Here is a 24,647-nt window from a genome sequence, read left to right as displayed (position 1 = left end):
TAAATGTAACCAAATTTTAACTAGAAAGCAAGGAGTTTTTTTAATCGTTTGAAAATTACCGACCGCAGTCATGAAACCGGCGGCTCATCAGGTGAAATGCCACCTTTTTGAGCCGCCAGCTTGGTAAAAAATAAAATGAGTCGTCAGTTTCGTGAAGTTTCGTGAAGCTCCGCTGAACGCCATCCGCTCCCTTTCCGCGGCGGTGCCGGCGAGCCTCCGTGAGCTTCGCTCTACGGGGTCTCGCCTGGCCCCCACGGCCGCAGGGGTCTCGCTGTCGGCGTCGGTTTCGCATTTCAGAGGATGGCAGACACGAAAACTTTCAGATTCCGCTTGAGGCTGCTAATCTCCCAGTCTGTTAATCTTACTGATCAAACACTGTTACGGATCCGTTTCTTACATGTACTCTGGTGGATTCCCCGTCTACGTGAATGAAGTAGTTGCCCGGCTGAAGATCAGTGAAGCCGACTACGCCGGAGCCGTCAATATGGCCCGAAGCGACTTCTCTTCCTCTCTGTCCTCTCGTAACCACCACTTCTTCCCCGGATAAGTCAGGAGAATAGGTGCCCAGAAGGTGTCCGACAGGCGCGTCCTTCCATGGTGTCGGGAACGGATCCACCTGTTCGGTAAACGGTGCGTCGTAGTTATTGTCCTCATTCGGAACCGTCAACGCCTCAAGAAGATCCGCAAACGGGCGATTGTCATTGCTCCATACGTTGTACACGTAAGGGCTGACCCCTTCGGCAATGTTGCCGGCAGGAGACGGCTCAATCGCACGCTTAATCTGGTTCAGGCTGTCGGGAATCGAGTTCATGTAAAGGGCCGGCCCGATTGCCATGCCCCGGCTGCGCTCAAGGTCTTTCTGATACTCGATCCACTGGTCGTAGCGCTCCGGCCGTCCAGGCGTCGCTTCCGGATCGTAGTTCATCACGTAGGCAAAATCAAGATAGCCTTCCTGAAGCCACATTTCCCAGTTCTGGTGGGCACGCTGTACCGGGTCAAGGTCTGTGAACTCATTTTCCCTAGGATCGGCAAAGCCCCATGACAATACAGCAGCTGTGACGTCCACGTTCATATCCATGTTCATCGTTTCAAGGTAAATCCGCTTCATGAGTGTGTCGATCTGGTGCGTTTTCCACTCAATCCACTCGGTATCGTTCGGCTGAGGACGGTCTGTACGGCCGGTTTCCTCCTGGAAGCGGGCAAGTGAAGTCGGGTTGTACCCTTTGCCGTCTTCCTGATAGCGGATGTAATCCACGTGGATCCCGTCTACATCGTAAGCGCTTACAATATCTTTCACCATGTTAATGACGTGCTCTCTCGCATCCGGGTGACCGAAGTCGAGGTACGGCTGCATCGGATTTGCGACAACGTCGTTATAGTCTTTCGTAACCCACGTTTCGTCGGCCGGTGCGTCAGGACCAAACTGGTTGTAGATGTGCTCTTCCGCTTCCGGAGCGCCTCCGTAAATCGGGTGCCACATCGGTCCGAGTACGATCCAGGCGTGAATTTCAATGCCTTTGTCCTCTGCCCCGTCAATTAAGTACTGAAGTGCGTCGAATCCTTCTGTCATGTTCGGATCCTCTGTAAATGGTAAGTATGAGCTGTTGAAATAAGCATCGTGTCTGCGGACTACCTGTGCCACGATCGTGTTCATGTTCGCCGCTTCCACATCGGCCAGCAGCTGATCGATTTGTTCCGGTGATTTCACGCCATCTTCAAAGGCCTGTACCCAGAACGCCCGCGTGAACGGATCCTCTTCATCCGCCGCCTCGGCACTCATCGGTGCGACCGGTGCCATCGATCCGATCAGAAAAATAACGAGTAACCCGATTAACCCCATCGAACGGAATACGTGTTTCATCCAATCCCTCCTGATATTGTAATAATGTTTCATCTAAATTTTAAGAATATTGAAACACTTTTACAATAGGCAGATAGGAGGGAGTCCATATGGTCGGATTTTCCTGTCACTTGTACAATTTTTCTGCGTAAAAATCGAGAAACGTCTTGGACTCCTGCGAATCACGGCGAAACAGGGCAGTGATGGATTCCTCATTGCGGTACGTTAGTCGCAGGTCCTCTGTCCCGTAGATGAAGTCTGACCAATACCGGCCGTCACGCTTTTTCCATGAAACCTTCGACGGATGCACCTCTCTTACCACTTCAAAAAGATGACCGGCCACTGTCATCGCATTCCACTCATTTTTTACCGGACAGATCCGAATCCCCCGGCAGCTCTCATTCTCGTAATCTCCCTGAGTGGGCGTGAAGGTGACAGATTCAACATTCACATCTTCTATTTTTCTCTCCGTGAGTCTCTGAATGACAGCCTCCGCATCGAGCCACGGCGCGCCGACCTGCTGAAACGGCCGGTCCGTCCCCGCACCGAGCGAGAGATTGATGCTGTCCAGCAGCGCCAGCCCATAATAAAACAGCGGCATCTCCATCGTGTTCGCGTTCGGTGATGGCGGAACCCACGGCAGTCCTGTATCCCGGTACGCCATACGCCGCTCCCATCCCTGCATTGGTATCACGTCCAGCTGCCCGCCGATCGTTTTGTTCAGTTCCAGGGCAATCTCCCCTGCCGTGAGCCCGTGCCTCACCGGCAGTCCTATCGGGGAAAAAGAAGCAGCTGTCCCCTGCCTGGCCAGTGGCCCTGCCGCCACTGCTCCGCCGGCAGGATTCGGGCGGTCCAGCACGATAAACGGGATCCGGTGCTCTTTGGACGCCTGAAGTCCGTACGCGATCAGATCGATGTAAGTATAAAACCTGGCCCCGATATCCTGCATATCAAAAAGCAGCACATCCAGGTCCTTCGTGGCCTTCATAAACCGCTCTTCCTCGTAGGGAAACAGACTTTCGATCCGAATCCCTGTCTCCTCGTCTACAGATGAGCGGACTTTCCTCTCCGCCAGCACCTTACCCCGAAACCCGTGCTCTGGGGAAAAAATACAAGCCGGGGTGCACCCGAGAGCCCGCAGCGCATCAACACTGTGGGTCAGGTCAGAAGTGACGGATGTATGGTTGGCCATGAGGCCGAATGTCTTTCCTTTGAGCATGGAGAGCTTTTCCGTTAATAAACGATCAAGTCCTGTCTGGATCATAGTGGGTCTCCCTTTCCAGTGATTTCACATCATTTTCTTCTATTTAAACATAGAACGCGGATGAAGGGATGTGGAAGCAGTCACGACGCGAAGCGTTTGTGCCTGCCAGAAAAAAGGTATTGATATTTGCAAGTGAAATGTATATGTTAGTGGATGGTATACCCTGAGAGGTGTCTTAAAAGATCCCGCTATGACGCAAATGTTATTTTAATAAATAGCTCTTTTCGTAAAGATTGTTGTTTTCTTCGCTACAGGCCGACGCTTTCCGCGGGCAACGCCTCAGCCTCCTCGGGAAATTCACCCTGCGGGGTCTTCGACTGTTGCTGTTCCCGCTGGAGTCGCGGCCTTTCGCTACGAAATAAATCTTAGTCAATAGCAACACTCTTTACGAAAACAGCATAATAAATAAAGTATAACTCTCGGTCAGTCAACCTCTATTATGAGCAGCTGACGCCAGCACCGAGGCTTCTGCGGCACCGCCGCGGAAAGCGAGCGGATGGCGTTCAGCGGAGTTTCGCAAAACTGACCGAAGGGAATATGCAATTTTTATAATACAACCATCTGCCGCATGCCTCACCTGAGTGGCTGAAGATGGCAGACTACTCGTTTATATACCTTGATGAAACACCCCTACACCAAGGAGGAACAGCTGATGCTGCATTATAAAACCTATCCCCACCGTACAAGCCGTGAATGGGTCGTCTTTTTACACGGTCTCGGCGGCAGCTCCTCGATCTGGTTTAAACAGATCAAAGCTTTTCGTGAGCATTATAATCTTTTACTCGTTGATCTTCGCGGTCACGGGAAATCAAAGGGCCGACTGCCGGACCTTGACTCCTATGATTTTAAACACCTCAGCCGCGAGGTTCTCGAGGTGCTCGATCATCAGAACATCTCAAAAGCACACTTTGTCGGCATTTCCCTGGGGTCTGTTGTCATCAACACGATCAATCTGCTGTCGCCGCAGCATGTGCAGTCGATGGTCCTTGGCGGCGCAATTACCCGCTTTAACCTTCGCTCCAGACTTTTGATTCACCTTGGCGATGCGTTTAAAAAGGTGCTTCCCTATATGTGGCTGTACAAGCTCTTTGCAGGCATCCTGATGCCAAGGAAAAACCATGCCCACTCGAGGCGATTATTTACAAAAGAAGCCACCGAAATGGGGCAGAAGGAATTCATACGCTGGTTCCAGATAACCAAAAAAGTTGAACCGCTTCATCAGGAAGTGAGCCTCAGCGCAGCCTCAAGACCTAAACTCTATCTGATGGGTTCGGAAGACTACATGTTCCTCCCCCTTGTAAAAGAAGACACAGATGAGAGTAAAAATGAAACGTTATCCACCATCGAAGGCTCCGGACACGTCTGTAACATGGACAAGCCAAAGGAATTCAACAAAAAAGCCCTCGCTTTTTTTCAGCTCCACGCAGAAAGAGAAGAAGTCTCTGATGGCGCTTCACTTTCAGGGCGGTAAAGTTAAAGCACATCTTCGCTTATAGACGGGAGATGTGCTTTTATTTTTGAGAAACCACTTTTAAACATCGGAGGCTGCATCCTATGTTTTCGTTTTAATCATCCCAATAACCGGTTTCCATATCAATCAGCCAGTGACTGCGAAGCATGAGCGTCCGTTCGATTCCGGCTAGTATCCCTGACAGTATCATAGCTGTGTTAACCCAGACGGGAAGGGTGATCGGAGAGACAAATGTTCCAATATTTTCGACTATCCAGGGAATCTCAGACAGCACTTCTATCACTTGAGGTAAACCAAGAATAAGGGAAATAAACAGGATTACAGCAGCACTAATGGCTATGAAGGAACTCATGCTCGGGAATCGTTTATGTAATTCTAACCGCAACCCTCTTACTGAGCGTTTATCGGGATAAAACGGATAAATTTTTTGATCTGTAACAAAATGCATACGATTGATCCCGTAAGTTCCTTCCTCAACCTCAATGACTCCTCCCTCAACTGGAAAAGCCGCTGGTAATTTAGAAGAAGCGATGTGGCTGCCATTACGGTACAAATCAGCTGTTGGATCGTCCAGCCAATATTTACTGTTTACCGCATAAGCTGTTCTTACATTATTCTGATCCACAAAGTCAAAATGAAATAAAGAACACGTAAACACATGCCACAGGCGGTATGGTTTTAACTTATGGCCATCCCCCTCCCTCACTTTTTTAAATCTTCTCCACCGTTTCCCTCGCCTGATGAAGCGAAACACGAAAAATCACCTCTTTCCGTTAAATGATTTTAACTTTTAAAAATATTTCGTTTCCTTACTGTACGGTTCAAAGACGATTAGGATTCAAAAATATTCCAAGTTGAAGGTCGCCGACTCTCTTTAAAGGGCACCTTCATTCCTTCGTAATTCGTTCTTCATGCTGACGGATCTGCAATAATATACCAAACTTAAGCTTCCCAAAAAACGCACATTCCGGCTAAAGGATTTTCTATATGATTCATATTTTCTCTTCACACATGGTTTTGCACTATAACCTCTATCTCTTAAAATGCTGGGTGCAAAATGTAAAACAAGAACCGTCCCCACATTCCAGAAAATCATGGTTAGTTATGATGATGACGGGGAAAACCCAAAGACTGTCATTTATAATTTCCAGCAAATCATACAATTGTTTTTTCAGGAGGGACGCCATGAAATATTCTGGTGTAGGTTTAGTTATGTTAGCCGCCATTTTCTGGGGCATCAGCGGAGGAATTGGCGATATTTTAATGTCAAATGGCTGGGATCCGATTGTGATCTCATTTTACCGGGGAGCGATTGGATTTGTATGTTTTCTGGTCTGGTTTTTGTTTCGTTTCAGGCAGAACCTCACTTTTTCCCCCCGACTGTACTTATGGTCCCTGTTGGCCGGTATTGGTGTCGCAGGAAATTTCTCGCTTTATTTTCTCGGGATCCAGGCTGCAAGTGTCGCTGTAGCCGCCACTCTAATGTACACGGCACCTGTATTCGTCCTTTTAATTTCTTTTATACTGCGAATGGAACGTTCGACCTGGTTTAAATGGGGATGCATCGCCGGTGTACTTGTGGGCATTATCCTCCTGACAGGCGCCTACAACACCGACGAGGTGTCAGTGAGTATGCTGGGAGTGGCCGCCGGGCTTGGTGCAGGGCTTTGCTATGCACTGTTTATTTTCGGTTTTAAAAATGCCTCCTCTATTGGAAGGCCGCAGCCTACGCTGGTCATCGCTTTTTTTGCCTTTTCTGTCATTCTCTTTCTCATTATGGATAAAAATGAAGCCGCTGAAGTCGTCATGTCGAACGACATCGGATGGCTGCTTTTACTGGGGACCCTGGGCGCAGGCATTTCCTTTATCTTTTATGTGATTGGAATGCGAAAGACTGCCCCAACAACGGCTTCAATGGTCGCCATGGTGGAGCCGGTAACCGCGTCATTGTTTGCCGTTCTGCTCCTCGGAGATCATCTAAACTTCGTTCAGCTTCTTGGAATGGTGCTCATCCTGATGACGGTCACCGTGCTAAGTGTGAAGCAGGCTGAGTAGGGAAATGTATTTTAATCTTTCATTAAGTCGATACCATCAAAGCAATCTATGATGGTGCCAGGATTATAACAGAAAACAGCTCCCTTGATGCCCTCTCTTCGAGTGGGCATTTTTTCCGTTTCAACGATATTACTCCTCTGATACAAGGCTAAATACTTTAAGGATCGTTGTCTGCACTGGCAATACTGCAGCATTCATTGATATAAACTCCAGCCTCAGGAATACATTGCCAAACCAGACAAGTAACTAATTATCCTCACTCTGTGCAGATTGTCCAACACTACCTTGACAGCTTTTCCATATGATATGGTGTGCAACTTAAATTGCAAATTCGCAGGAAAGGAGGATAACCATGACTATAACTAACCGAATAATAAATGGCAGTTTTGAGACTGGGAGCTTACCTCCATGGATTGGCACTGGTGCTGCTATTGCAACGTTTCCTCATAGTGGTTTCTTTTCGGCGCGCTTAGCTGGTGGAACTATAAATTCCTTTATCTTTCAGACAATTTCTATAGAGCCAGGTGAATCTTTCCAATTTTTTGTTTCTCTCTCCAAGGCAGGAAATCTACCCAGTCCGCTTGTAACCCTTACGGTTAACTATTACGATGCCGGATTTAATTTTCTTGGATATGGATTAATAACAAATATTCAAGCAGATACAATTCCCAGCGTCCTGAATGATACCTGGCTGGAAGTGTATCAGACGACCAGCGCAGCACCACTTGCCGCTACACAGGCACTCGTGCTCGTAAACAGTCTGCCGCAACCAGGGACAGCTGATATTTTTGTGGATGATGTAGCTCTTCTATCTGTGGAAGGAACAGCTGGACCTACTGGACCTACTGGACCGACTGGCGCTACTGGACCGACCGGGACGACTGGGCCTATCGGTGCTACTGGACCTACCGGTGCTACTGGACCGACCGGACCTACTGGACCTACGGGGACGACTGGACCTACCGGACCTACTGGACCTACCGGGACGACTGGGCCTATCGGTGCTACTGGACCTACCGGTGCTACTGGACCGACCGGACCTACTGGACCTACCGGACCTACTGGACCGACTGGCGCTACTGGACCGACTGGCGCTACTGGACCGATTGGCGCTACTGGACCGACCGGCCCTACTGGACCGACTGGCCCTACTGGACCGACTGGCGCTACTGGACCGACTGGCGCTACTGGACCGACCGGCGCTACTGGACCGACCGGCCCTACTGGACCGACCGGGCCTACTGGACCTACTGGCGCTACTGGACCGACCGGCCCTACTGGACCGACCGGCCCTACTGGACCGACCGGGCCTACTGGACCTACTGGACCAGGAGTATTCGTCTGGGGAGAAGACACGGTCATTTGGGCAGATTCCAGTGCACCAGGACCGGGAACCGGGACCCCATCAGATCCATTTAATTCTTTACAGGCTGCGATTACTGCGGCAACAAATAGTCCTTTTGCTCAAACCTTTGGCATGAGAGCCCGCTTACTCATTTTAATTGCTGCAAATTCTGTTTTTGACGAAGATATCGTCATACCTCCTGCCAGACATGTTCAGCTTCTCGGATTAGGACCGTGGGTACTTGGGAACGCTGACTTAGCTAATTTTGAATCCTCCACTCCAAGGAACATCACAATCCAATCGAGCCAGGCTGCTGAGAATGTTTATTTAGTCCAAGGGCCTTCTTTTGATGCCCGTTCAGTGACAGTGATCGGTACCTTTAATAATGGTACCTCAGTCAGTACGCATACTAATTACACTGATGGCGCCATTATTAGCGGAAATATCCTCTTCCAGAACACAGACCCTGTTGATCCATTCAATACGATAGAATTCCAGTTACTGAATACCAGAGTATTTGGCACAATTGCAGGAGATCCTGTCAATCCCCAGCTGGGACAGCTTAACACGTATATGTACAACAGCAGGATAAACACCATCAATAAACCTGGATTGCGTTTGAACCGATTAATCGACTCACGAACTGATGGCGCGTTAATTTTCACAGGGTATTCCAATATTGAGAATTCGCAGATTCGAGGTAATGTGACGGTTACTAGTGCAATAGCAGATGTTCCGCCTACAGGAGTTTTCAATTCCCAGTTTTTCAATATCACTTGGACCGGTCCTCTTGTCATTGATGCCGAATCAAATTATTACTTCGTCAACTCCGGCTCTACCCTGGTAGGGGCCAAGACCATTCTGAATAACTTAACATAAACTGAATTTCAGATTGTTGAGAACCTACTCAAACCTCTAAGGCTTGAGGTAAACCCCAAAAATTAGAGTTAAAATCTAACTTTTGGGGTGTTTTGTTTTTGCTATATATAGCGAGGGTTTTAAGCTAATGAATTGGTTTAATGCCCGACCCTCTTCTGCTTCCTGGAAGGGTGCTCATCCTGGCGACGGTCACCCTGCTCAGTGTGAAGCAGGCTGAATCGGTGTGGTTTCCCTATTCATTCATACGTGTTCCTTCTGCCTCTGCTCACTTGCCGGATGAAAAAAGGAGTCGGGAAAAATGAATGCCCGGCTCCTTCATCTATGGTATTGCATATTTGAAACGGTAAAACTTCTGAACCCAAATACAAAAACAGGCTGTTGAGTCCATTCTCAACAGCCTGTTTTTTTCGCTCGGGAATTCAGCTCCGCCGTTATACTTCCATAATGATTGGCAGAATCATCGGTCTCCGCTTTGTTTTTTCATATAAAAACGGTCCAAGGAGGTCTGTAATTTCATTTTTAATTTCCGACCACTGGCTTGTTTTATTGTTCATCAGTTCATTCAGGTGACTGGAAAGCAGCTGCTGGGCTTTATTGATCAGCTCTCCTGATTCCCGCATGTACACGAATCCCCGGGAGATAATGTCCGGCCCGGATGTGATCTTAAACTCCTTGAGGTTTAACGTTACAACAACCACGACGAGCCCTTCCTCGGAAAGAATCCTTCTATCCCGGATCACAATGTTGCCGATATCTCCGATCCCTTTCCCGTCAATATTAACGGAACCGGCAGGAATTTTCCCAGACACCACGGCTTCTTTTTCTTCAATGGCGAGCACATCACCGTTGTCCATCACAAAGCAGTTTTCTTCCTCTACACCGCAGTCCACTGCTAATTTCACGTGCTGCTTGAGCATCCGGTATTCGCCATGGATAGGCAGGAAGTACTTCGGCTTCATTAAGCTCAGCATTAATTTCTGTTCTTCCTGTCCACCGTGGCCTGAGGTATGAATATCATTCAGCGGCCCGTGAATCACCTCGGCTCCCGCACGATACAGCTGGTCAATAGTTTTACTCACACTCAGTGCGTTTCCGGGAATCGGGGAAGAGGAAAACACAACCGTATCCCCCGGGTGGATCTGTATCTGCCGGTGGGTTCCGTAGGCAATCCGCGAAAGAGCTGCCATCGGTTCTCCCTGACTGCCTGTGCAGAGAATGGCTACTCTGTCATCGGACAATTTGGATAACTCGCGGGAATCGATAAAAGTCTCTTTCGGGACATTGATGTACCCTAAATCGAGTGCCAGATCCACGGCCTTTTCCATACTCCTGCCAAAAACCGCCACTTTTCTGCCGTGTTTAACAGCAGACTCCACGGCCTGCTGCAGGCGGTAAATATTTGAGGCAAAAGTAGCGAAGATAATCCTTCCTTCAACGGCCTGGAAGATCTGATCGATACTCTGGCCGACTTTGCGCTCGGACATCGTAAACCCGGGCACTTCACTGTTCGTACTGTCGGAAAGGAGACAAAGAACGCCCTCATCTCCAAGTGCGGCCATTCTTGTCAGGTTTGCAGGTTCGCCAACCGGCGTAAAATCAAATTTGAAATCCCCTGTATGCACGATATTTCCAGGTGGTGTTTTCACCACAACGCCATACGAATCCGGGATGCTGTGAGTTGTTCTGAAGAAGGAAACGGACGTCTTATTGAATTTTACGATATCGTCTTCGCCAATTTCCCTCAGCTTCGCCGATCTCAGCAGACCATGTTCCTCGAGCTGGCTTCGAAGCAGCCCCAGAGCAAGCTTCCCGCCGTATACAGGAATATTGATCTCACGCAGCAGATAGGCTATGCCTCCGATATGATCCAGGTGCCCGTGGGTAATGAACAGGCCTTTAATCTTATCCGCATTCCTGACCAGGTAAGTAAAATCAGGGATCACCAGATCAATGCCCAGCAGTTCGTCCCCGGGAAACTTCACCCCTGCGTCGACAATGATAATCTCATCCTGAAATTGAATGGCATACATGTTTTTCCCGATCTCGCCCATGCCGCCAAGGGCATATATGGCAGCTTGATGATTTTTAACCTTCATAAGTATCTGACTCCTAACAACTATTTTTTAAAAATAATAATATGCGGTGTTCTTTCGCGGGCCAATACCCGCCTCACGGAAATATTACTATCTATTATTCTCTCATAGTTGATGTTTTATAACACATACTTTTTCCGGCTGCTTCCCGGGGGATGCCGGAAAGATTCTCCAAGTCCTTCTTGGAACGTACTCTCACAAAAAAAAAAAGAGAGGCCTCCTGCCCCTCTCTGTGATTATTATGAAGGCTCTGTTAAAGTCTGTTGTTGATTTCTGCTCACTGCGCTCCCTTTCCGCGGGCACCGCTTCAGCTTCCTCGGGAAAAACGTCCTGCGGGGTCTTCAGCCGGCTCTGTTCCGAGCGTCGCGCGTTCGCTTCAATCCACGAAAGCAAAATATCAACATTAATCTTTAACAGAGCCATTATGAAAATCCCGCAGCTTCTTACTTAAAATGACACTGCGGTAGTTTGTCGCCTCCCAGTTGGTTTGGGCGACAAAGCGATACCCTCGCTTCTGATAATAGTCGATCAGGTGATCGGCCGTTTCGGCTGTGTCCAGCGCCAATTCACAAGCGCCTGATTTTTCCGCTGCACGTTCTGCCATTTCCAGAAGGGTCCCCCCCACTCCGCTGCCCTGCCAGGAAGGAAGAATCCCAAACTGCCCGACCACGCCGACACCTGGCTGACTGTACCACCGGCAGTCAGTTTTGGTTCCCGGTTTGTAATAGGAAATGGTGCCGATGATGCCGCCATCGGCAACAGCAATAAAGCAGCGGGCATGCTGGATCCGCTTTAATGTGACATCACTGCCCTGAGACGCGGCGACATAATAAAGGCCCATGTCTGCCAACTGTTTGTACGCTAAGTTAAGAACTTGTGTCAGCTGGTCGATACGGTCTGCTGCAGGATCAAATTCACGGTATTCTATATGATGGCTGACTGGATTCATGTTTTCTCCTCTTCTTTTATGTGTCTTCACAAATCTTGCGCCTACTCATCTGCGGGAGATGAAAATGCAAAACGAGAACCGTCCCCACGTCACTTCAGCCGAGTATTACCTAAATTGTAACAAGCTCATCTATTTGTGGGTAAGTAAATAAAAATATCCCAATCGTTCGAACTTAACTTCCTGCACGCACAAAAACAAAAAGCCTCACCGATGTCTGGAGAGATCGATGAGGCAAGGGAAAACGAATGTGTGCATTAGTGAATAGTTGAATAAAGGATACCTTCCTCTTTGGTATAACGTTTGTATCGTTCTCTATTCGTTCGTGAGGGCAGGATCGTGACGAGATCAACCCTGCCGTCACGTTCATGTACGAAATAATAGATAATGTAATTTAACATCAGGTGATTGCTTTTTCCATAGTAAATTCTGCGAAAACCTGCAAAAGGACCGTCGATTACCGCAAGACCTGAAAATGGAAATAGAGAAAGGAGCGAATCAATGTAGTCTATGACCTCAATTTCTTTTTTTAGCCACCAGCCCAGTACTTCCGTCCCCTGCTCCGCAAAGAAATTGTGAATGTTGTCTAAACACGTGTCAAATTCCTCTGTGAAAAAAGCATCAAAACGACCTTTATCGTCACCTTCCATGTCGCTTCCTTTTTATTTCATCCACTGTATAACGCTTCATTTCAGGGTTGTCCATGTAATGTTGAAGCGACTTTTTCAGCTCAGGACGATTCTTTATTTCCTCGATGGGATCATCTGTTTTTTCATTACTTGAACCACTGTCCTCCATCTCCACTGAAACGAGTTTCCCCTCAACCATAAACATAGCAGAAGACTGTTCTTACAATGCGTTGAGGAGCTCTTTTTTAGTCTTATGACTAAAGGTAGTCAACGAGTTCACCTCACAGAACAAGGATTTTGTGTTTAAAATTATATCATATTGGCTGGGAGTAAGGGCGGTAAAGGAATTCATAAATTTTTATGTCTGCCGGGGGAAAAGTTTATAAGGGCTTAAAAAGGATGGTCTGCGAGGGGATAAAACCGAAGCGTTTGTCAGCCAAAATAAACGTCGACACTGCCTTCCTTTCTAGCTGATTTTAAGCAGTTCTCCAGAAAATCCGAGACCTGCTGCTGATCCCAGTTCAGGAAATCACTTCTTGAAGGAATATCATTTTTATCGAGATTGATAAAGGCGGACATGGCTCTTTCGATTTCGCGTCTCGAAAAAGTCGTACGCTCCCCACATCCGCTCACACCTGCATGGTACTGGCTTGCATCCAGGACGTTGTAAAGGATTGTGGAATTGTGATTCCACATGCTGAAGCGTGCATAAGCGACTTCCTGACCTGATTTGTTAATACCATGAATATCGTGACCCAATAGACATTCCTCCTAATGATGATGTTTTCGTACTGTAAACAGGATCAAAAAACATACCGGTGCCGTTACATGGTCATCACATCCTTTCAGGCTTGAAATTAAAAGAGCAGAGAATGAATCTTAAAGAAGGGGGGTGGTAATTTAGGTGGGGGCAATCATTTTTGCAGGATATCTTTAAGGGCTTTTAGAGTTAGTGGACCGGGTGAGTAAAACATAGAGGTCGTTCGAGGTATCCTACTTAAATATTACATAATGAACTTAAATTGTAAATTCTAATCTGCTTCATTTTTTAAATACATGAAAAAGACCCAGAACACTTTTCTCGTGCCGTCAATTAATGCTCAGCCTGCAGCAGGAAAATTAACGGTTGACAGACGATTCACTCTACAAGTAGAATAGTCGTTAAATTCATAAAATTCTTATCCAGAGCGGTGGAGGAACCTGGTCCTATGATCCCGCGGCAACCTGTTAAAAACAAGGTGCTCATTCCAGCAGACATTTTCTGTCTGAAAGATAAGAGTTGGGACGTTTACATCAACCCTTCTATTTTTCTTACAGAAAAGTAGAAGGGTTTTTTTATGTTTTGGCCTGTTAAAAGTCAGTTGTTGATTTTCTCTCACTGCGCTCCCTTTCCGCGGGCACCACTGCAGCCTCCTCGGGAAAATCACCCTGCGGGGTCTTCCGTCGGTGCTGTTCCCGCAGGAGTGTCGCTCGATCGTTCCAATCAACTCGATTAAATCAACATTAATCTTTAACAGAACCTATGTTTTAAAAAGGGAGGAAAAATGAAATGACACATCAGCAGACACAGAAAAAGACGGATTTACGTTCCATTGAAACGCAAAGCACGCGCACCAGCCCGTTTCAGAATGAGCACACGATTCGGGATTTCACGTTTAAAATTGATGAACCGGAGAAGCTGGGCGGATCGAATGAAGCCTTAACGCCTATGGAATATATCATCGGCTCCTTAAACGGCTGTTTCATGATCGTTGTTGAAATGGTGGCGAGGGAAAAAGAGTTAACGATTCTAAATCTGGACGCCTCTTCCACCGGAGCCATTGATCGCAGAGGGCTGCTGGGGACAGCTGATGTGAACCCGCACTTCCAGACGTTGACGCTGCAGGTGGACGTCGCATTTGCAGAAGAAATAGACGAGGAAGATTTTATCCAGCGCGTGCAGAAACGCTGTCCCGCTTACAACCTGTTTAAGGATTCCGGCGTGGAAATTGAAGTCGTCTGGAACATCAGCAAGGAGGCACAAACATGAGTTCATATGGATTCTGGGTCATTTCACTCGCCGTAGTATACACTCTCGCCCTCATCATCATCGGGAACGTGGCGAAACGGAAAGCCAGCCGCGGCGAGCAGTATTTTGTGGGAGGACGGACGTTCAGGTGGTGGACGGTTGCCTTCTGTATTACCGGACTCTTTTCAGGCTCAACGTACATATCGATCGTCGAACTTTCCTACCTGACAGGTGTTTCCGCAATCTGGTACGGGGTTGCAGAAACATTGCAGGTCCTGCTGATTGCCTTATTATTAATTAAACCGTTCCGTGAAAAGTTAATCGTCACGATCACAGGCTTAATCGGCGATCAATTCGGAAGGCGTGCGAAAGCTTTGTCAGGTGCGATTACGGCATTTGCCTTTCCGATGTGGTCCGTAGCTACAGCGATTGCTTTTGCTTCTGCCTTTCATGTGTTTACCGGCGTTTCGCTGTCCCTGTCCGTTGCTTTCACTGCTCTCTTACTATTTGTTTATTTACAGGCAGGCGGGATGTGGGCGATCGCTTTTACGCAGACGATGAACACGTTTATATTTGCCATCATGTTTATCATTGGGACCGCGGCCTTCTTTATCAACCCGGGCATTTCCGGCCTGCAGCAGTTTGCAGCTGCTCAGCCGAACATGTTTGACTGGGGAGGCGCCGGCCTTCAGGTGATCCTCGTATGGTTTGCCACCTTCCTGGTAAACGTGATTTTAGCGCAGGCTGCCTTTCAGATGGCTTTATCCTGTAAAACACCGGAAGAAGGACGCAAAGGTTTAATCGCTGCAGAAATAATGAGTGTTCCTTTCATTTTGTTAGGTATTCTGTTTGGCCTGTCTGCCGCTGTAGTCGTTCCTGACGCCAGCCTCGGGCTCGTTGCTCTTCCTCAATATTTAATGGAAGTGCTGCCCGCTCCATTGGTCGGCCTGTTCTTCCTGGGCATCTGGGCCTGCGCTCTTGGATGGGGAGCGCCGTGTCAATTCTCAGGGGCAACCAGTCTTGGTAAAGACGTGGGAAGCGCCATTTTCCCCGGTGCTACTCCCGACCAGCTCGTTAAATATACAAAATGGTCACTGCTTCTGCTGACAGGACTCATGATCACCTTCGGCTTCCTGCGCACAGAGCAGGCCGCCTGGTGGAACGTTCTCGCCTGGACCATGCGGAACTCCGCCACTTTCGCACCGGTAGTCGCTGCGTTATTCTGGCCGCTGGTCACAAAGCGGGCCGTCATCGGTGCCCTGTCCGGCGGCTTCGCATCAGGCTTAATCTGGTACCATTTAAGCGGCTGGCACCCAACTGATTTCTTCCTGAACATTCACCCGGTCTGGGTAGGGATGAGCGTCAACATTCTCGTCATGGTGCTGTTTACCGTCGCTTTGAACTTTGGAAACTGGAAGGTTGCCAACAGGCGCTCGGTAAAAGGTGCCGTTGTGCTTGCCACCGTGGCAGCACTGCTCGCAGTCAACGGAATGTTCTATGAATCTCTTCACGCTGCCGGTGTTGTAGGATTGACACTCTTCCTTAATATTTTGGCGGTATTTATTGGAAGTATTATTTATATCAAACCGAAAGGGACCGAGGCATCTGTTCAGAAACAGATGGTTTCTTAAAGGAAATCTTCACTTTTGAGTAGCGTTCAGAGGGAATACATAGATCTACTGATCCTATGTATTTCCCTCTTTACTATGTATCTTTATAAAATGAAATGAGCCTTTAAAATCAAAGGCTCTGTTAAAGTCAGTTGTTAATTTTCTCTCACTGCGCTCCCTTTCCGCGGGAGTATCGCTCGTTCGTTCCAATCAACTTGATTAAATCAACATTAAACTTTAACAGAGCCAAATAAAAAGGCTTCCCTAAAGTTCATGGCACTTACGGGAAACCTTCGTCGTATCATTATTCACCTGGAAACGTTAACCAGATTAAATGCGGATGTTCTCGCTTCGCAGCACCGCTTCCAGCCCCTCTCTACCTTTATTGATCACCTGTTTACGCCACTCTTCCTTGGAAGGGTTAAACAGTCTGGCAAAATCCCTGTTCACCTCTTCCCTGACTTCTTCTTTACGTGCGCCCTGAAAATAGAGACCGTTTTCATTGATCATCGTCCGGGTGCAGAAAATGAGATCATCCACTGATTCTCCGATCGTCCCGAATTCGAATAAACACACCATCGTTTTTTTATCCGGGAATTCCTCCTGGAGAGCCTTCTGCAGATAAAGGTTTGAATCCCCGTATATGTCTTCAGTGGAGGATTTCATAACATTGGAATATGAAAGGTCTTCCTGAAGCCGGGCTTCGCTCCGTCGGTCAGCTTCGTTGAATATTATCGTGAGTTCGTCTTTTGGACCTCCGCCGGAATGGATATCAAGGTGCATAGGATGATCGTAGTCCCTCACCCAGTTAAAATATCTGGTCTTCAACTCCCGAGCCGGTTCATCCCAGTCTTTTCCTCCATAAAAGACACCTGTCTTATATTCATGCTGACCGGAGGGGGTATCTTTGAATTCTGCCAGCTCTTCAGTGGAAAATGCCTCGTTTAAACGGGCGTGTAACTCCTCTTTACAGGACTTTATGTTCTCGAGCGGTTCAGCGGGCACAAACAGCTCCTTCTCCCGGGTATATTTCTGCTCTACACTTCCCGTAAACTCTCCCCAGTCTTCAATATAATTGCGGTTTAAATCTATATTACTTTCTGTGACTCTCCTGAAGTTCCTCATCCCCCACGGGTTCACGGCATGTACAAGGCGTATGCCCGTGGTTTTATGGTTGATGCGAGGAAGATATTCCTCAATAAACAGCTGCAGAAAAGCGCTCCCTGCAAACCCTTCAACCCCGTGTTCTCCTGTCGTGATAATAATTAAATCCTTTGATTCTTCCAATGCATCTGCTGCAATAATATCGGTGGTATTATCATCTTCCCTGCTTCCAATATGGTATGTCTCAAGCCCGGCATCCGGCCAGTACTTCCTCACTTCACCCAGCTTCTCCCGGAACCCAGCGCGCGACTCTTCATACGTGTGACTGAAATAGCGATTTTCCCGCATAACAAAGACTCCCTTCTTTCGTGCGTTAAGGGAGCTATATCACTGTGAAGGTCACTCTAAACATTATTAAAAAGGCTGAATACCTTGAAACATAAATAATAGATCCCTGAAAATAGAAAACAAAGAAGCCCCCCATTAATGACAGCGTCATATGGTAAAAGCCTTGTAGTGAGCACATCGCCATCCACATATGTGAACTCACCACGATCCATCTCCATCAGGGCAATTCCTTCACTTGCCCTCCTGAGAGTAAATGTCAGCTCGGCAATTGTAGGAACAGCCCCCGCATCAACACCCACCTGGTCAAGACTTTCAAAAGTCAGGTTAATCGTTGCTTCCTCATCATTTACCTGATTGACTACCACATTGTCGTCCGTTAACACGGACCCAGTCCCCACCTGCACACCCTTCGTTCATGACGTCATATCTTCCAACGTCAGTTCAACGGTAACTTAAGGGAGCAGCAAATAGCTGCTCCTTTCTTTACATCTACTATAAACCCACCTGATCAACAGCGTACGTTGCGTGCTCTTTGCTGAATCCTTCATAAATCAGCTGATCAATTAAACCCTGTCTTGAAAATGAAGTGTAATCAAGATATTCTTGAGCCATAATTACTGCTTGCTCCCGCCAATCAACCGTGATGTTTTCCACCCCATACTTTGCATCTTCTGTGGTAAACCCCTCAAACTCTAATTGTTCAATCAATCTTGATTTAGAGAATGCCATGTAACTCAGGTAGTCTTGAGCCATCCTGACGGCCTGCTCCTGAGAGACTGTGACGCTGGCTTTTTCGGCTTCTTTAGCCTTTCGTTCCTCTTCCTCTTTAGCTTTACGTTCTTCCTCCTCTTTAGCCTTTCGTTCCTCTTCTTCTTTAGCTTTACGTTCTTCCTCCTCTTTAGCCTTTCGTTCCTCTTCTTCTTTAGCCTTACGTTCTTCTTCCTCTTTAGCCTTTCGTTCCTCTTCTTCTTTAGCTTTACGCTCTTCTTCCTCTTTAGCTTTTCGTTCCTCTTCTTCTATCTTGGCTTTCTCTTTCTCTTTCTCTTCCTCTTCTTTCTTCGCCTGCTCCTTAGCTTCTTGCTCCTCCTGCTCTCTCTGTGCCTGTTCTTCAGCCTCTTTAGCTTCTTGTTCTTCCTGTTCTTTCTTTGCCTGTTCCTCGGCTTTTTTAACTTCTTCCTGTTTAGCCTTATCTTCAGCTTCAATATCTTCAGCTTCCGCGGAAGCTGCAGTTGCATCCTCTTGAGCAGCAGGTTCTTCACATGCTCCCATCAGTGCGATAACTAGAAGTGCGAACAGGCAGCCACCTGATTTCAAAAAGTTCCTGAATGTGTTTCCCTTCCCTTTCACAAAGGCTAAGACAAAAAAGACTCCCACACCCGCTAAAGCCATTAACGTTAAAATGATTAAGTATGTTTCCACTGATGGATCTCCCCCTTATTCAGTTTTAATTCTCATCCTTATATATTCTGCCTAAAGCCGCTTTTTTCCCACTTATCTGTTTTTTATTTATATCTTTTTAACCAGTCCTTACGTATTATTCCTGCATCAACCCATTGTTCTTCTCACTTTCATCAAAAAAAGAACACCATGGAGGTGTTCAAAAATGAATACTAATTATTTTTAAGACCCGATAAGTCCATGAGAATACTGAACCTAGCGTTGTTTCGGGTCGTCTTCGAGGTCTGAACTGCTTCCGGACCCGCCATCATGCTCTTTCCTGCCGGAAGTTCTGCCTGTATCGTTACCTTCGATATCAGAAACGGCAACATCGTCCACTTCTTCCGTAACCCCGGAATCGTTTTCTGAATCTCCCTTGGGGTTATTGTACTGCCGTTCTTTATTTACAAAGTCTGAAGGCGATTGGGATGTACCGTGATCACTCACAGACTCCCAGGCATCCTTCCGGTCAAACGCAACCCTCTCCTTGCTTTCCGAATCATCCTCAAGGGAAGCTCTTTGTATTTCTTCTTCCACCGGGCGGGATCTGTCACGGCTTGCCTCCTGGGCATGCTCGACACATTTTGTCGTTTCAGGAACGATTTCCAGACGTTCAAACGGAATTGAATCTCCGCATACTTCACATTTTCCGTATTCGCCTTCTTCTATTGCCTGCAGTGCATCCTTCACTTCATTCAGCTGATGCCGTGCATGATTATTTATAGCTGCATCTTTTTCTCTCTCAAACAGCTCAGTCGCCTGGTCACCCGGATGGTTATCATAATTAGAAATTTCTCCTGTATCTTCCGGCCTCCTGTCACTGTCTGTTTCCGATTCACCACCAGCAAGCCGTTGTTCGTTCTCTTCCTTCATATCATATAATCTTCCTTTTAATATATTTGTCTGCTCCTGTGTAATCAATGGTATTCCTCCATTCAAGATCGCTTTCATACCTTATAAAAAAAGTGGTTAGCCTGCTAAAACACAGAATTTAGCATAACTAAACATTTATAAGAAATGCTAAATGCTTTTTTTCTCTATTCTTTCTCGTTCAACAAGCTTAACGGTGTGAAGAAAGCAAAAAACCCCCTCACCAGAAAATCTGATGAGGGGGTTTTGTATATCCGAGCCTGGTGGCCGGATGGGTCGGGATGATGGATTACATCATTCCGCCCATTCCGCCCATTCCGCCCATGTCAGGCATTCCGCCGCCGCCAGCGCCTTCTTCTTCTGGAAGGTCTGCGACTACAGCTTCAGTAGTCAGGAACATTGCTGCTACGGATGCTGCGTTCTGAAGTGCGGAGCGTGTTACTTTTGTTGGGTCAACGATACCGGCTTCGACCATGTTTACATAGTCGCCAGTTGCTGCGTTGAATCCGATGCCCACTTCTTCGTTCTTGAGGCGCTCAACGATGATGGAGCCTTCAAGACCGGCGTTGTGCGCGATCTGGCGTACCGGCTCTTCGAGTGCGCGGAGTACGATGTTGACACCAGTTGCTTCGTCGCCGTTTGTTTCAACGTTACGGACAGCGTTGATCACGTTAATGAGAGCTGTACCACCCCCGGATACGATGCCTTCTTCTACTGCTGCGCGAGTAGAGTTGAGGGCGTCTTCGATGCGAAGCTTGCGCTCTTTGAGTTCTGTTTCAGTTGCGGCACCAACTTTAACCACGGCTACACCGCCGGCAAGTTTGGCAAGACGCTCCTGAAGTTTTTCTTTATCGAACTCGGACGTTGTTTCTTCGAGCTGGCCTTTGATCTGGTTTACGCGGCTTGCGATTTCAGCTGCGTCGCCTGCTCCGTCAACAACCGTTGTGTTGTCTTTGGATACAACAACTTTGGACGCGCGTCCAAGCTGCGTGATGTTGGCAGATTTAAGGTCAAGACCGAGGTCTTCCGTGATCACTTCACCGCCAGTAAGTGTCGCGATATCTTCAAGCATCGCTTTACGACGGTCGCCGAATCCAGGTGCTTTAACAGCAACAGCGTTGAACGTTCCGCGTAGTTTGTTTACTACGAGTGTCGCGAGCGCTTCACCTTCAACGTCCTCAGCGATGATGAGGATCGGTTTACCCTGCTGAACAACCTGCTCAAGAACAGGAAGTACTTCCTGGATGTTGCCGATCTTCTTGTCAGTGATCAGGATGTACGGATCTTCAAGAACCGCTTCCATCTTATCGGAATCCGTCACCATGTATGGAGACGCGTATCCGCGGTCAAACTGCATACCTTCAACCACTTCAAGCTCTGTTGAGAAGCCTTTGGACTCTTCAACTGTGATAACGCCGTCGTTACCTACGCGCTCCATTGCTTCTGCGATCAGCTGGCCGACTTCTTCGTCAGCGGCAGAAATGGAAGCTACCTGAGCGATGGACTCTTTGCTTTCGATCGGGTTGGAGATGGACTTAAGCTCTTCAACAGCAACTCTTGTCGCTTTCTCAATCCCTTTGCGGATGACCATTGGGTTGGCACCGGATGTAACGTTTTTAAGACCTTCTGCGATCATAGCCTGTGCAAGAACAGTCGCAGTCGTCGTACCGTCACCGGCGATGTCGTTAGTTTTGCTTGCTACTTCGGATACGAGCTTGGCGCCCATGTTTTCGAAGTTGTCAGTAAGTTCGATTTCCTTCGCGATGGTTACACCGTCGTTTGTGATTAGTGGAGAACCGAATTTCTTTTCAAGTACAACGTTACGGCCTTTTGGCCCGAGTGTTACTTTTACCGCATCTGCAAGTGCGTCAACTCCGCGCTTCATCGCGCGGCGAGCGTCTTCACTGAACTTAATCTCTTTAGCCATGGTAAATCAGCCTCCTGTATGGTTTTTGATTTAGTCGTTTCGATAGCTGCGCTGCACACCGTCCGTTCGCTTTCCGCGGCGGTGCCGGCTTTGGCTTCGCTGTGTGTTTTTCAAATCGAAGATTTGAGTTTCGCTTCGGGCGGATGCTTTCCGCAGGTCTTGGCCTCAGCCTCCTCTCGGGAATTTCACCCTGCGGGGTCTTCGGCTCTTACTTTTCCCGCAGGAGTCACCGCCCTGCGCATCATTCATTAAATCTTAATCTAAGTATTATCGAAGCACAGACTTAGTTGATGACAGCCAGTACGTCGCTTTCACGAAGGACAAGATATTCTTTGCCGCCGTACTTCACTTCTGTACCGGAATACTTTGAGAAGATGACGCTGTCGCCTTCTGCTACTTCAAGTGCGATGCGCTCGCCCTGATCGGTTACGCGGCCTGCACCGACAGCAACAACTTTCCCTTCCTGCGGCTTCTCTTTCGCTGAATCAGGTAGTACGATTCCGCTGGCCGTTTTTTCTTCCTGCTCTACCAGTTCAATCACAATACGATCACCTAATGGTTTTAACAAGGAAAACACCCTCCTTAATGTATTTGCGACATTCCGGTGAGTCCGGTCTGCGCGTATAAGTAAATTTGGTTTATTAGCACTCGGGTCAGATGAGTGCTAACACAATTATTATAATAATAACTCCGAAATGGTTTTGCAAGTATTTACTATATTTTTTTTGAAAAAAATCCTTGTTTTTTTCGCGGGGCGGGCAACCGCGGGTCTCTTCCCTGGACCGTTGTGTGAAAAACCGGTTTTATCCTCGATTCGAAGCGAATTCTGTCTTTTAAGTGACAGGTGCACTTGTTTTCTTTTCCGAAGGGGTGGTGTGGTACAATAATGGGGATTGCGTGTACATAGGACACGTTACGGGTCTCATAGTAATAATGAAAAAAGGGGACATACATGTGACGAAGCGGTATTGGCTCATTCTGATTGCGTTTATTCTCGTGCAGCTGTCGCCGGTGGTGATTATTCCGTTCCTTGCGGGTGGGGATCTCACTCAGGCTGAGGTGTTAGGGTATTCGATTTTGATTTCGTTCTCGATCGGTACGCTGGTGATTGGTTACCTGGGCTGGTCGAGTCTTAAAAAGGATGGGGATTTTGATCTCCGGAGCAAGTCGCCGGCTGGTTTTACGATTCTGTGGTCGGTGATTGGAATTTTTATGGCGTTCGCGGCGCAGATTGTGGCGAATCTGATTCAGATTAATCTGTTCGGCACGGAGCCGGGCTCTGAGAATACAGAACAGATTGTGGAGATGGCGCTTGCGGTGCCTTTGATGGCTTTTGCGGTGGCGATTTTTGCGCCTATTATGGAAGAGATTGTGTTCCGCCAGGTGATTTTCGGGGCGCTGTACCGGAAATGGGGTTTCTGGGTCGGGGCGCTTGGAAGTGGCTTTCTGTTCGCTGTGGTGCACACGGATTTTGAGAATCTGATGGTGTATCTGATTATGGGGATTGTATTTTCGTATCTTTATGTGAAGACGAAGCGCATTATTGTGCCGATCATTGCCCATGCTGGTATTAATGGGTTTGTGATGCTCGTGCAGGTTGTCTTCCGTGAGGAAATCGAGCGAATAATGGAACTTCAGGAGCAGCAGGCGGTTGACCTGCAGGCGATACTCCTGTTTATTGGAGGCTTAATGTAAATGCGTGGATCACCGATGTTCTGGGCGCTTCTGTATTTTGGGCTAGCGACGATGTTTCTTGTGCTGGCGACGCAGACGAATGCCCGCAGTGACGGCTGGGATTTTCTGACGATTCTCCTGATGGCTGTTGCGGCGATTGATTATGTGATTGCTTTTCGCTTTTTGGGTGTGGCGCGGAAGGCGAAGAAGGATAAGAAGTAGGTATGGAGAAAGGAGCCTGGGCGGTTGTGCCGGGGCTCCTTTTTTGTGTGGCTTATGTTGGGGGTTGCTTTAATCATGATTGCTTACGCGCTTTTTATTTATATATTGCTGTTAATCACGCTGCAGGCGGACGCTTTCCGCGGGCAAGGCCTCAGCCTCCTCGGGAAAAGCGCCCTGCGGGGTCTTCGGCTCTTGCTTTTCCCGCTGGAGTCGTCGCCTTTCGCTTCATACCCTTGCCTGCTTTATATACGAAGCTGGTTAAATAATATGCGTTTATTTCGATACGTGCGCAGCTGCACGCCGGCAGTAAGACTCCTGCGGCAATGGAGGCCAGGCGAGACCCCGCAGGCATGGCCGAGGAAGCTTGGCGGCATCGCCGCGGAAAGCGAACGGACGGCGTGAAGCGGCGCTTCCATATACAGCATGGTCAAGGTTCTTTTACGGCTTGCTGTCGGTTTCCTTTTTTTCCTCCCAGAGCCGGATGCGTTCTTGGTGGCTGACTTCTTTATGTACCTGATGGAGCATCCAGACGTAGCCGAAGGAGTCTGTGAAGATGGCGTTTGAGACGCCATAGTCAGGCAGTTCTGTTACGGGCTGGATTTCTGTGCAGCCTGCCTCCATTGCTTTGCCGTATGTTTCGTTGATGTCAGGGACGGTCACGTTCACCCAGCTTGTTTTCGGGGCGTCGGGGGTTGGGGCGATCAGGTGGAAGTCCGGGTTTTCGTCGAGCATGTGAAACTGGACGCCGTATATTTTGAAGACGGCTTCATTTTCTCCGGGAGGTAAATCCGACACCTCCATGCGTTCGACTTCAAAGATCTTTTCGTACAGATTCAGGGCTTTCAGACTGTCTTTTACGACCATGTTAAATTCTACACCGATCATGATAAACACCATCCTTTTTATCGTGATTCGTTTATCTTTT

The 24,647-nt window shown here is 47.9% G+C and carries 21 protein-coding genes and 1 riboswitch; of the genes, 7 read left to right on the top strand and 14 right to left on the bottom strand.

What is annotated here, in order from left to right:
- Positions 1-361: 361 nt before the first annotated feature.
- Positions 362-1,861 carry a glycoside hydrolase family 10 protein gene (locus CR205_RS11670; RefSeq protein WP_161524762.1) on the bottom strand — a complete coding sequence of 500 codons (1,500 nt, stop codon included), beginning with the start codon at positions 1,859-1,861 and terminating at the stop codon, positions 362-364.
- A 106-nt stretch (positions 1,862-1,967) separates the two neighbouring features.
- The gene (locus CR205_RS11665; protein WP_110520003.1) at positions 1,968-3,104 is read right to left on the bottom strand and encodes an exo-beta-N-acetylmuramidase NamZ family protein; all 1,137 of its coding nucleotides are present in this window, start codon (positions 3,102-3,104) and stop codon (positions 1,968-1,970) included.
- Positions 3,105-3,756: 652 nt separating this feature from the next.
- On the opposite strand from CR205_RS11665, the gene CR205_RS11660 reads away from it, so the two are divergent.
- Entirely contained in the window at positions 3,757-4,575 is an 819-nt protein-coding gene (locus tag CR205_RS11660) for an alpha/beta fold hydrolase (RefSeq protein WP_110520001.1), read from the top strand.
- A 94-nt stretch (positions 4,576-4,669) separates the two neighbouring features.
- Here the strand turns inward: CR205_RS11660 and CR205_RS11655 are convergent, their stop codons facing one another.
- On the bottom strand, positions 4,670-5,329 hold the full coding sequence (locus CR205_RS11655) for a hypothetical protein (protein ID WP_110519999.1): 660 nt from the start codon (positions 5,327-5,329) through the stop codon (positions 4,670-4,672).
- A gap of 431 nt (positions 5,330-5,760) precedes the next feature.
- On the opposite strand from CR205_RS11655, the gene CR205_RS11650 reads away from it, so the two are divergent.
- Together CR205_RS11650 and CR205_RS20095 are read left to right on the top strand one after the other, a co-directional pair.
- Positions 5,761-6,630 carry a DMT family transporter gene (locus CR205_RS11650; protein WP_110519997.1) on the top strand — a complete coding sequence of 290 codons (870 nt, stop codon included), beginning with the start codon at positions 5,761-5,763 and terminating at the stop codon, positions 6,628-6,630.
- Positions 6,631-6,982: 352 nt separating this feature from the next.
- Positions 6,983-8,854: an NTTRR-F1 domain gene (locus CR205_RS20095; RefSeq protein WP_142669889.1), complete on the top strand. Its 1,872-nt coding sequence runs from the start codon at positions 6,983-6,985 to the stop codon at positions 8,852-8,854.
- Between the two features lie 431 nt (positions 8,855-9,285).
- Here the strand turns inward: CR205_RS20095 and rnjA are convergent, their stop codons facing one another.
- The 4 genes from rnjA to CR205_RS11615 all read right to left on the bottom strand — a co-directional run bounded on the left by rnjA (position 9,286) and on the right by CR205_RS11615 (position 13,281).
- A complete protein-coding gene (gene rnjA / locus CR205_RS11640) occupies positions 9,286-10,950 on the bottom strand; it encodes a ribonuclease J1 (RefSeq protein WP_110519995.1) in 1,665 nt (554 codons plus the stop codon).
- 400 nt (positions 10,951-11,350) lie between these two features.
- Positions 11,351-11,896 carry a GNAT family N-acetyltransferase gene (locus tag CR205_RS11630; RefSeq protein WP_110519991.1) on the bottom strand — a complete coding sequence of 182 codons (546 nt, stop codon included), beginning with the start codon at positions 11,894-11,896 and terminating at the stop codon, positions 11,351-11,353.
- Between the two features lie 254 nt (positions 11,897-12,150).
- Positions 12,151-12,543, bottom strand: coding sequence for a hypothetical protein (locus tag CR205_RS11625; protein WP_110519989.1), 393 nt, complete (start codon positions 12,541-12,543; stop codon positions 12,151-12,153).
- A gap of 411 nt (positions 12,544-12,954) precedes the next feature.
- On the bottom strand, positions 12,955-13,281 hold the full coding sequence (locus CR205_RS11615) for a hypothetical protein (protein ID WP_236634782.1): 327 nt from the start codon (positions 13,279-13,281) through the stop codon (positions 12,955-12,957).
- A gap of 416 nt (positions 13,282-13,697) precedes the next feature.
- Positions 13,698-13,801: riboswitch (SAM riboswitch) on the top strand.
- Positions 13,802-14,071: 270 nt separating this feature from the next.
- Between CR205_RS11615 and CR205_RS11610 the strand changes: the two genes are divergently transcribed.
- Together CR205_RS11610 and CR205_RS11605 are read left to right on the top strand one after the other, a co-directional pair.
- The gene (locus CR205_RS11610) at positions 14,072-14,551 is read left to right on the top strand and encodes an OsmC family protein (protein ID WP_110519985.1); all 480 of its coding nucleotides are present in this window, start codon (positions 14,072-14,074) and stop codon (positions 14,549-14,551) included.
- Positions 14,548-16,161, top strand: coding sequence for a sodium:solute symporter family protein (locus CR205_RS11605; protein WP_110519983.1), 1,614 nt, complete (start codon positions 14,548-14,550; stop codon positions 16,159-16,161). The genes CR205_RS11610 and CR205_RS11605 overlap by 4 nt, the downstream gene beginning before the upstream one ends.
- Before the next feature lie 309 nt (positions 16,162-16,470).
- Here CR205_RS11605 and CR205_RS11600 read toward each other — a convergent pair whose 3' ends face one another.
- The 6 genes from CR205_RS11600 to groES form a co-directional block, all read right to left on the bottom strand.
- Entirely contained in the window at positions 16,471-17,592 is a 1,122-nt protein-coding gene (locus CR205_RS11600) for a M14 family metallopeptidase (RefSeq protein ID WP_110519980.1), read from the bottom strand.
- A 56-nt stretch (positions 17,593-17,648) separates the two neighbouring features.
- Positions 17,649-17,990 (bottom strand): hypothetical protein, encoded by a 342-nt coding sequence (locus CR205_RS11595; RefSeq protein WP_161524761.1) that lies wholly within the window; start codon positions 17,988-17,990, stop codon positions 17,649-17,651.
- 94 nt (positions 17,991-18,084) lie between these two features.
- Positions 18,085-19,011 (bottom strand): Ltp family lipoprotein, encoded by a 927-nt coding sequence (locus tag CR205_RS11590; protein ID WP_236634781.1) that lies wholly within the window; start codon positions 19,009-19,011, stop codon positions 18,085-18,087.
- Between the two features lie 234 nt (positions 19,012-19,245).
- Positions 19,246-19,950 (bottom strand): TraR/DksA C4-type zinc finger protein, encoded by a 705-nt coding sequence (locus CR205_RS11585; RefSeq protein WP_161524760.1) that lies wholly within the window; start codon positions 19,948-19,950, stop codon positions 19,246-19,248.
- A gap of 238 nt (positions 19,951-20,188) precedes the next feature.
- Positions 20,189-21,826: a chaperonin GroEL gene (groL, locus tag CR205_RS11580; RefSeq protein WP_110519974.1), complete on the bottom strand. Its 1,638-nt coding sequence runs from the start codon at positions 21,824-21,826 to the stop codon at positions 20,189-20,191.
- A gap of 283 nt (positions 21,827-22,109) precedes the next feature.
- Entirely contained in the window at positions 22,110-22,394 is a 285-nt protein-coding gene (gene groES / locus CR205_RS11575) for a co-chaperone GroES (RefSeq protein WP_110519972.1), read from the bottom strand.
- A gap of 386 nt (positions 22,395-22,780) precedes the next feature.
- On the opposite strand from groES, the gene CR205_RS11570 reads away from it, so the two are divergent.
- Positions 22,781-23,521 carry a CPBP family intramembrane glutamic endopeptidase gene (locus CR205_RS11570; RefSeq protein ID WP_110519970.1) on the top strand — a complete coding sequence of 247 codons (741 nt, stop codon included), beginning with the start codon at positions 22,781-22,783 and terminating at the stop codon, positions 23,519-23,521.
- Positions 23,522-23,722, top strand: a complete 201-nt coding sequence (locus CR205_RS11565) for a YdiK family protein (protein WP_110519968.1) — start codon at positions 23,522-23,524, stop codon at positions 23,720-23,722.
- A gap of 438 nt (positions 23,723-24,160) precedes the next feature.
- Here CR205_RS11565 and CR205_RS11555 read toward each other — a convergent pair whose 3' ends face one another.
- Entirely contained in the window at positions 24,161-24,607 is a 447-nt protein-coding gene (locus CR205_RS11555; protein ID WP_110519964.1) for a VOC family protein, read from the bottom strand.
- Between the last annotated feature and the right edge of the window lie 40 nt (positions 24,608-24,647).

The organism is Alteribacter lacisalsi (assembly GCF_003226345.1).
Lineage (GTDB): Bacteria > Bacillota > Bacilli > Bacillales > Salisediminibacteriaceae > Alteribacter > Alteribacter lacisalsi.
The sequence above is the reverse complement of the archived record's forward strand: the minus strand, read 5'-3'. Positions and strand labels throughout refer to the sequence as shown.

What these genes read in the sequence shown, in the direction of transcription:
- CR205_RS11660 (WP_110520001.1), top strand. Translation starts at nt 3,757, where the DNA reads ATGCTGCATTATAAAACCTATCCCCACCGTACAAGCCGTGAATGGGTC.
- CR205_RS11610 (WP_110519985.1), top strand. Translation starts at nt 14,072, where the DNA reads ATGACACATCAGCAGACACAGAAAAAGACGGATTTACGTTCCATTGAA.
- CR205_RS11670 (WP_161524762.1), bottom strand. Translation starts at nt 1,861, where the DNA reads ATGAAACACGTATTCCGTTCGATGGGGTTAATCGGGTTACTCGTTATT.
- CR205_RS20095 (WP_142669889.1), top strand. Translation starts at nt 6,983, where the DNA reads ATGACTATAACTAACCGAATAATAAATGGCAGTTTTGAGACTGGGAGC.
- CR205_RS11605 (WP_110519983.1), top strand. Translation starts at nt 14,548, where the DNA reads ATGAGTTCATATGGATTCTGGGTCATTTCACTCGCCGTAGTATACACT.
- CR205_RS11630 (WP_110519991.1), bottom strand. Translation starts at nt 11,896, where the DNA reads ATGAATCCAGTCAGCCATCATATAGAATACCGTGAATTTGATCCTGCA.
- CR205_RS11555 (WP_110519964.1), bottom strand. Translation starts at nt 24,607, where the DNA reads ATGATCGGTGTAGAATTTAACATGGTCGTAAAAGACAGTCTGAAAGCC.
- CR205_RS11650 (WP_110519997.1), top strand. Translation starts at nt 5,761, where the DNA reads ATGAAATATTCTGGTGTAGGTTTAGTTATGTTAGCCGCCATTTTCTGG.
- CR205_RS11565 (WP_110519968.1), top strand. Translation starts at nt 23,522, where the DNA reads ATGCGTGGATCACCGATGTTCTGGGCGCTTCTGTATTTTGGGCTAGCG.
- CR205_RS11600 (WP_110519980.1), bottom strand. Translation starts at nt 17,592, where the DNA reads ATGCGGGAAAATCGCTATTTCAGTCACACGTATGAAGAGTCGCGCGCT.
- rnjA (WP_110519995.1), bottom strand. Translation starts at nt 10,950, where the DNA reads ATGAAGGTTAAAAATCATCAAGCTGCCATATATGCCCTTGGCGGCATG.
- CR205_RS11625 (WP_110519989.1), bottom strand. Translation starts at nt 12,543, where the DNA reads ATGGAAGGTGACGATAAAGGTCGTTTTGATGCTTTTTTCACAGAGGAA.
- groL (WP_110519974.1), bottom strand. Translation starts at nt 21,826, where the DNA reads ATGGCTAAAGAGATTAAGTTCAGTGAAGACGCTCGCCGCGCGATGAAG.
- CR205_RS11665 (WP_110520003.1), bottom strand. Translation starts at nt 3,104, where the DNA reads ATGATCCAGACAGGACTTGATCGTTTATTAACGGAAAAGCTCTCCATG.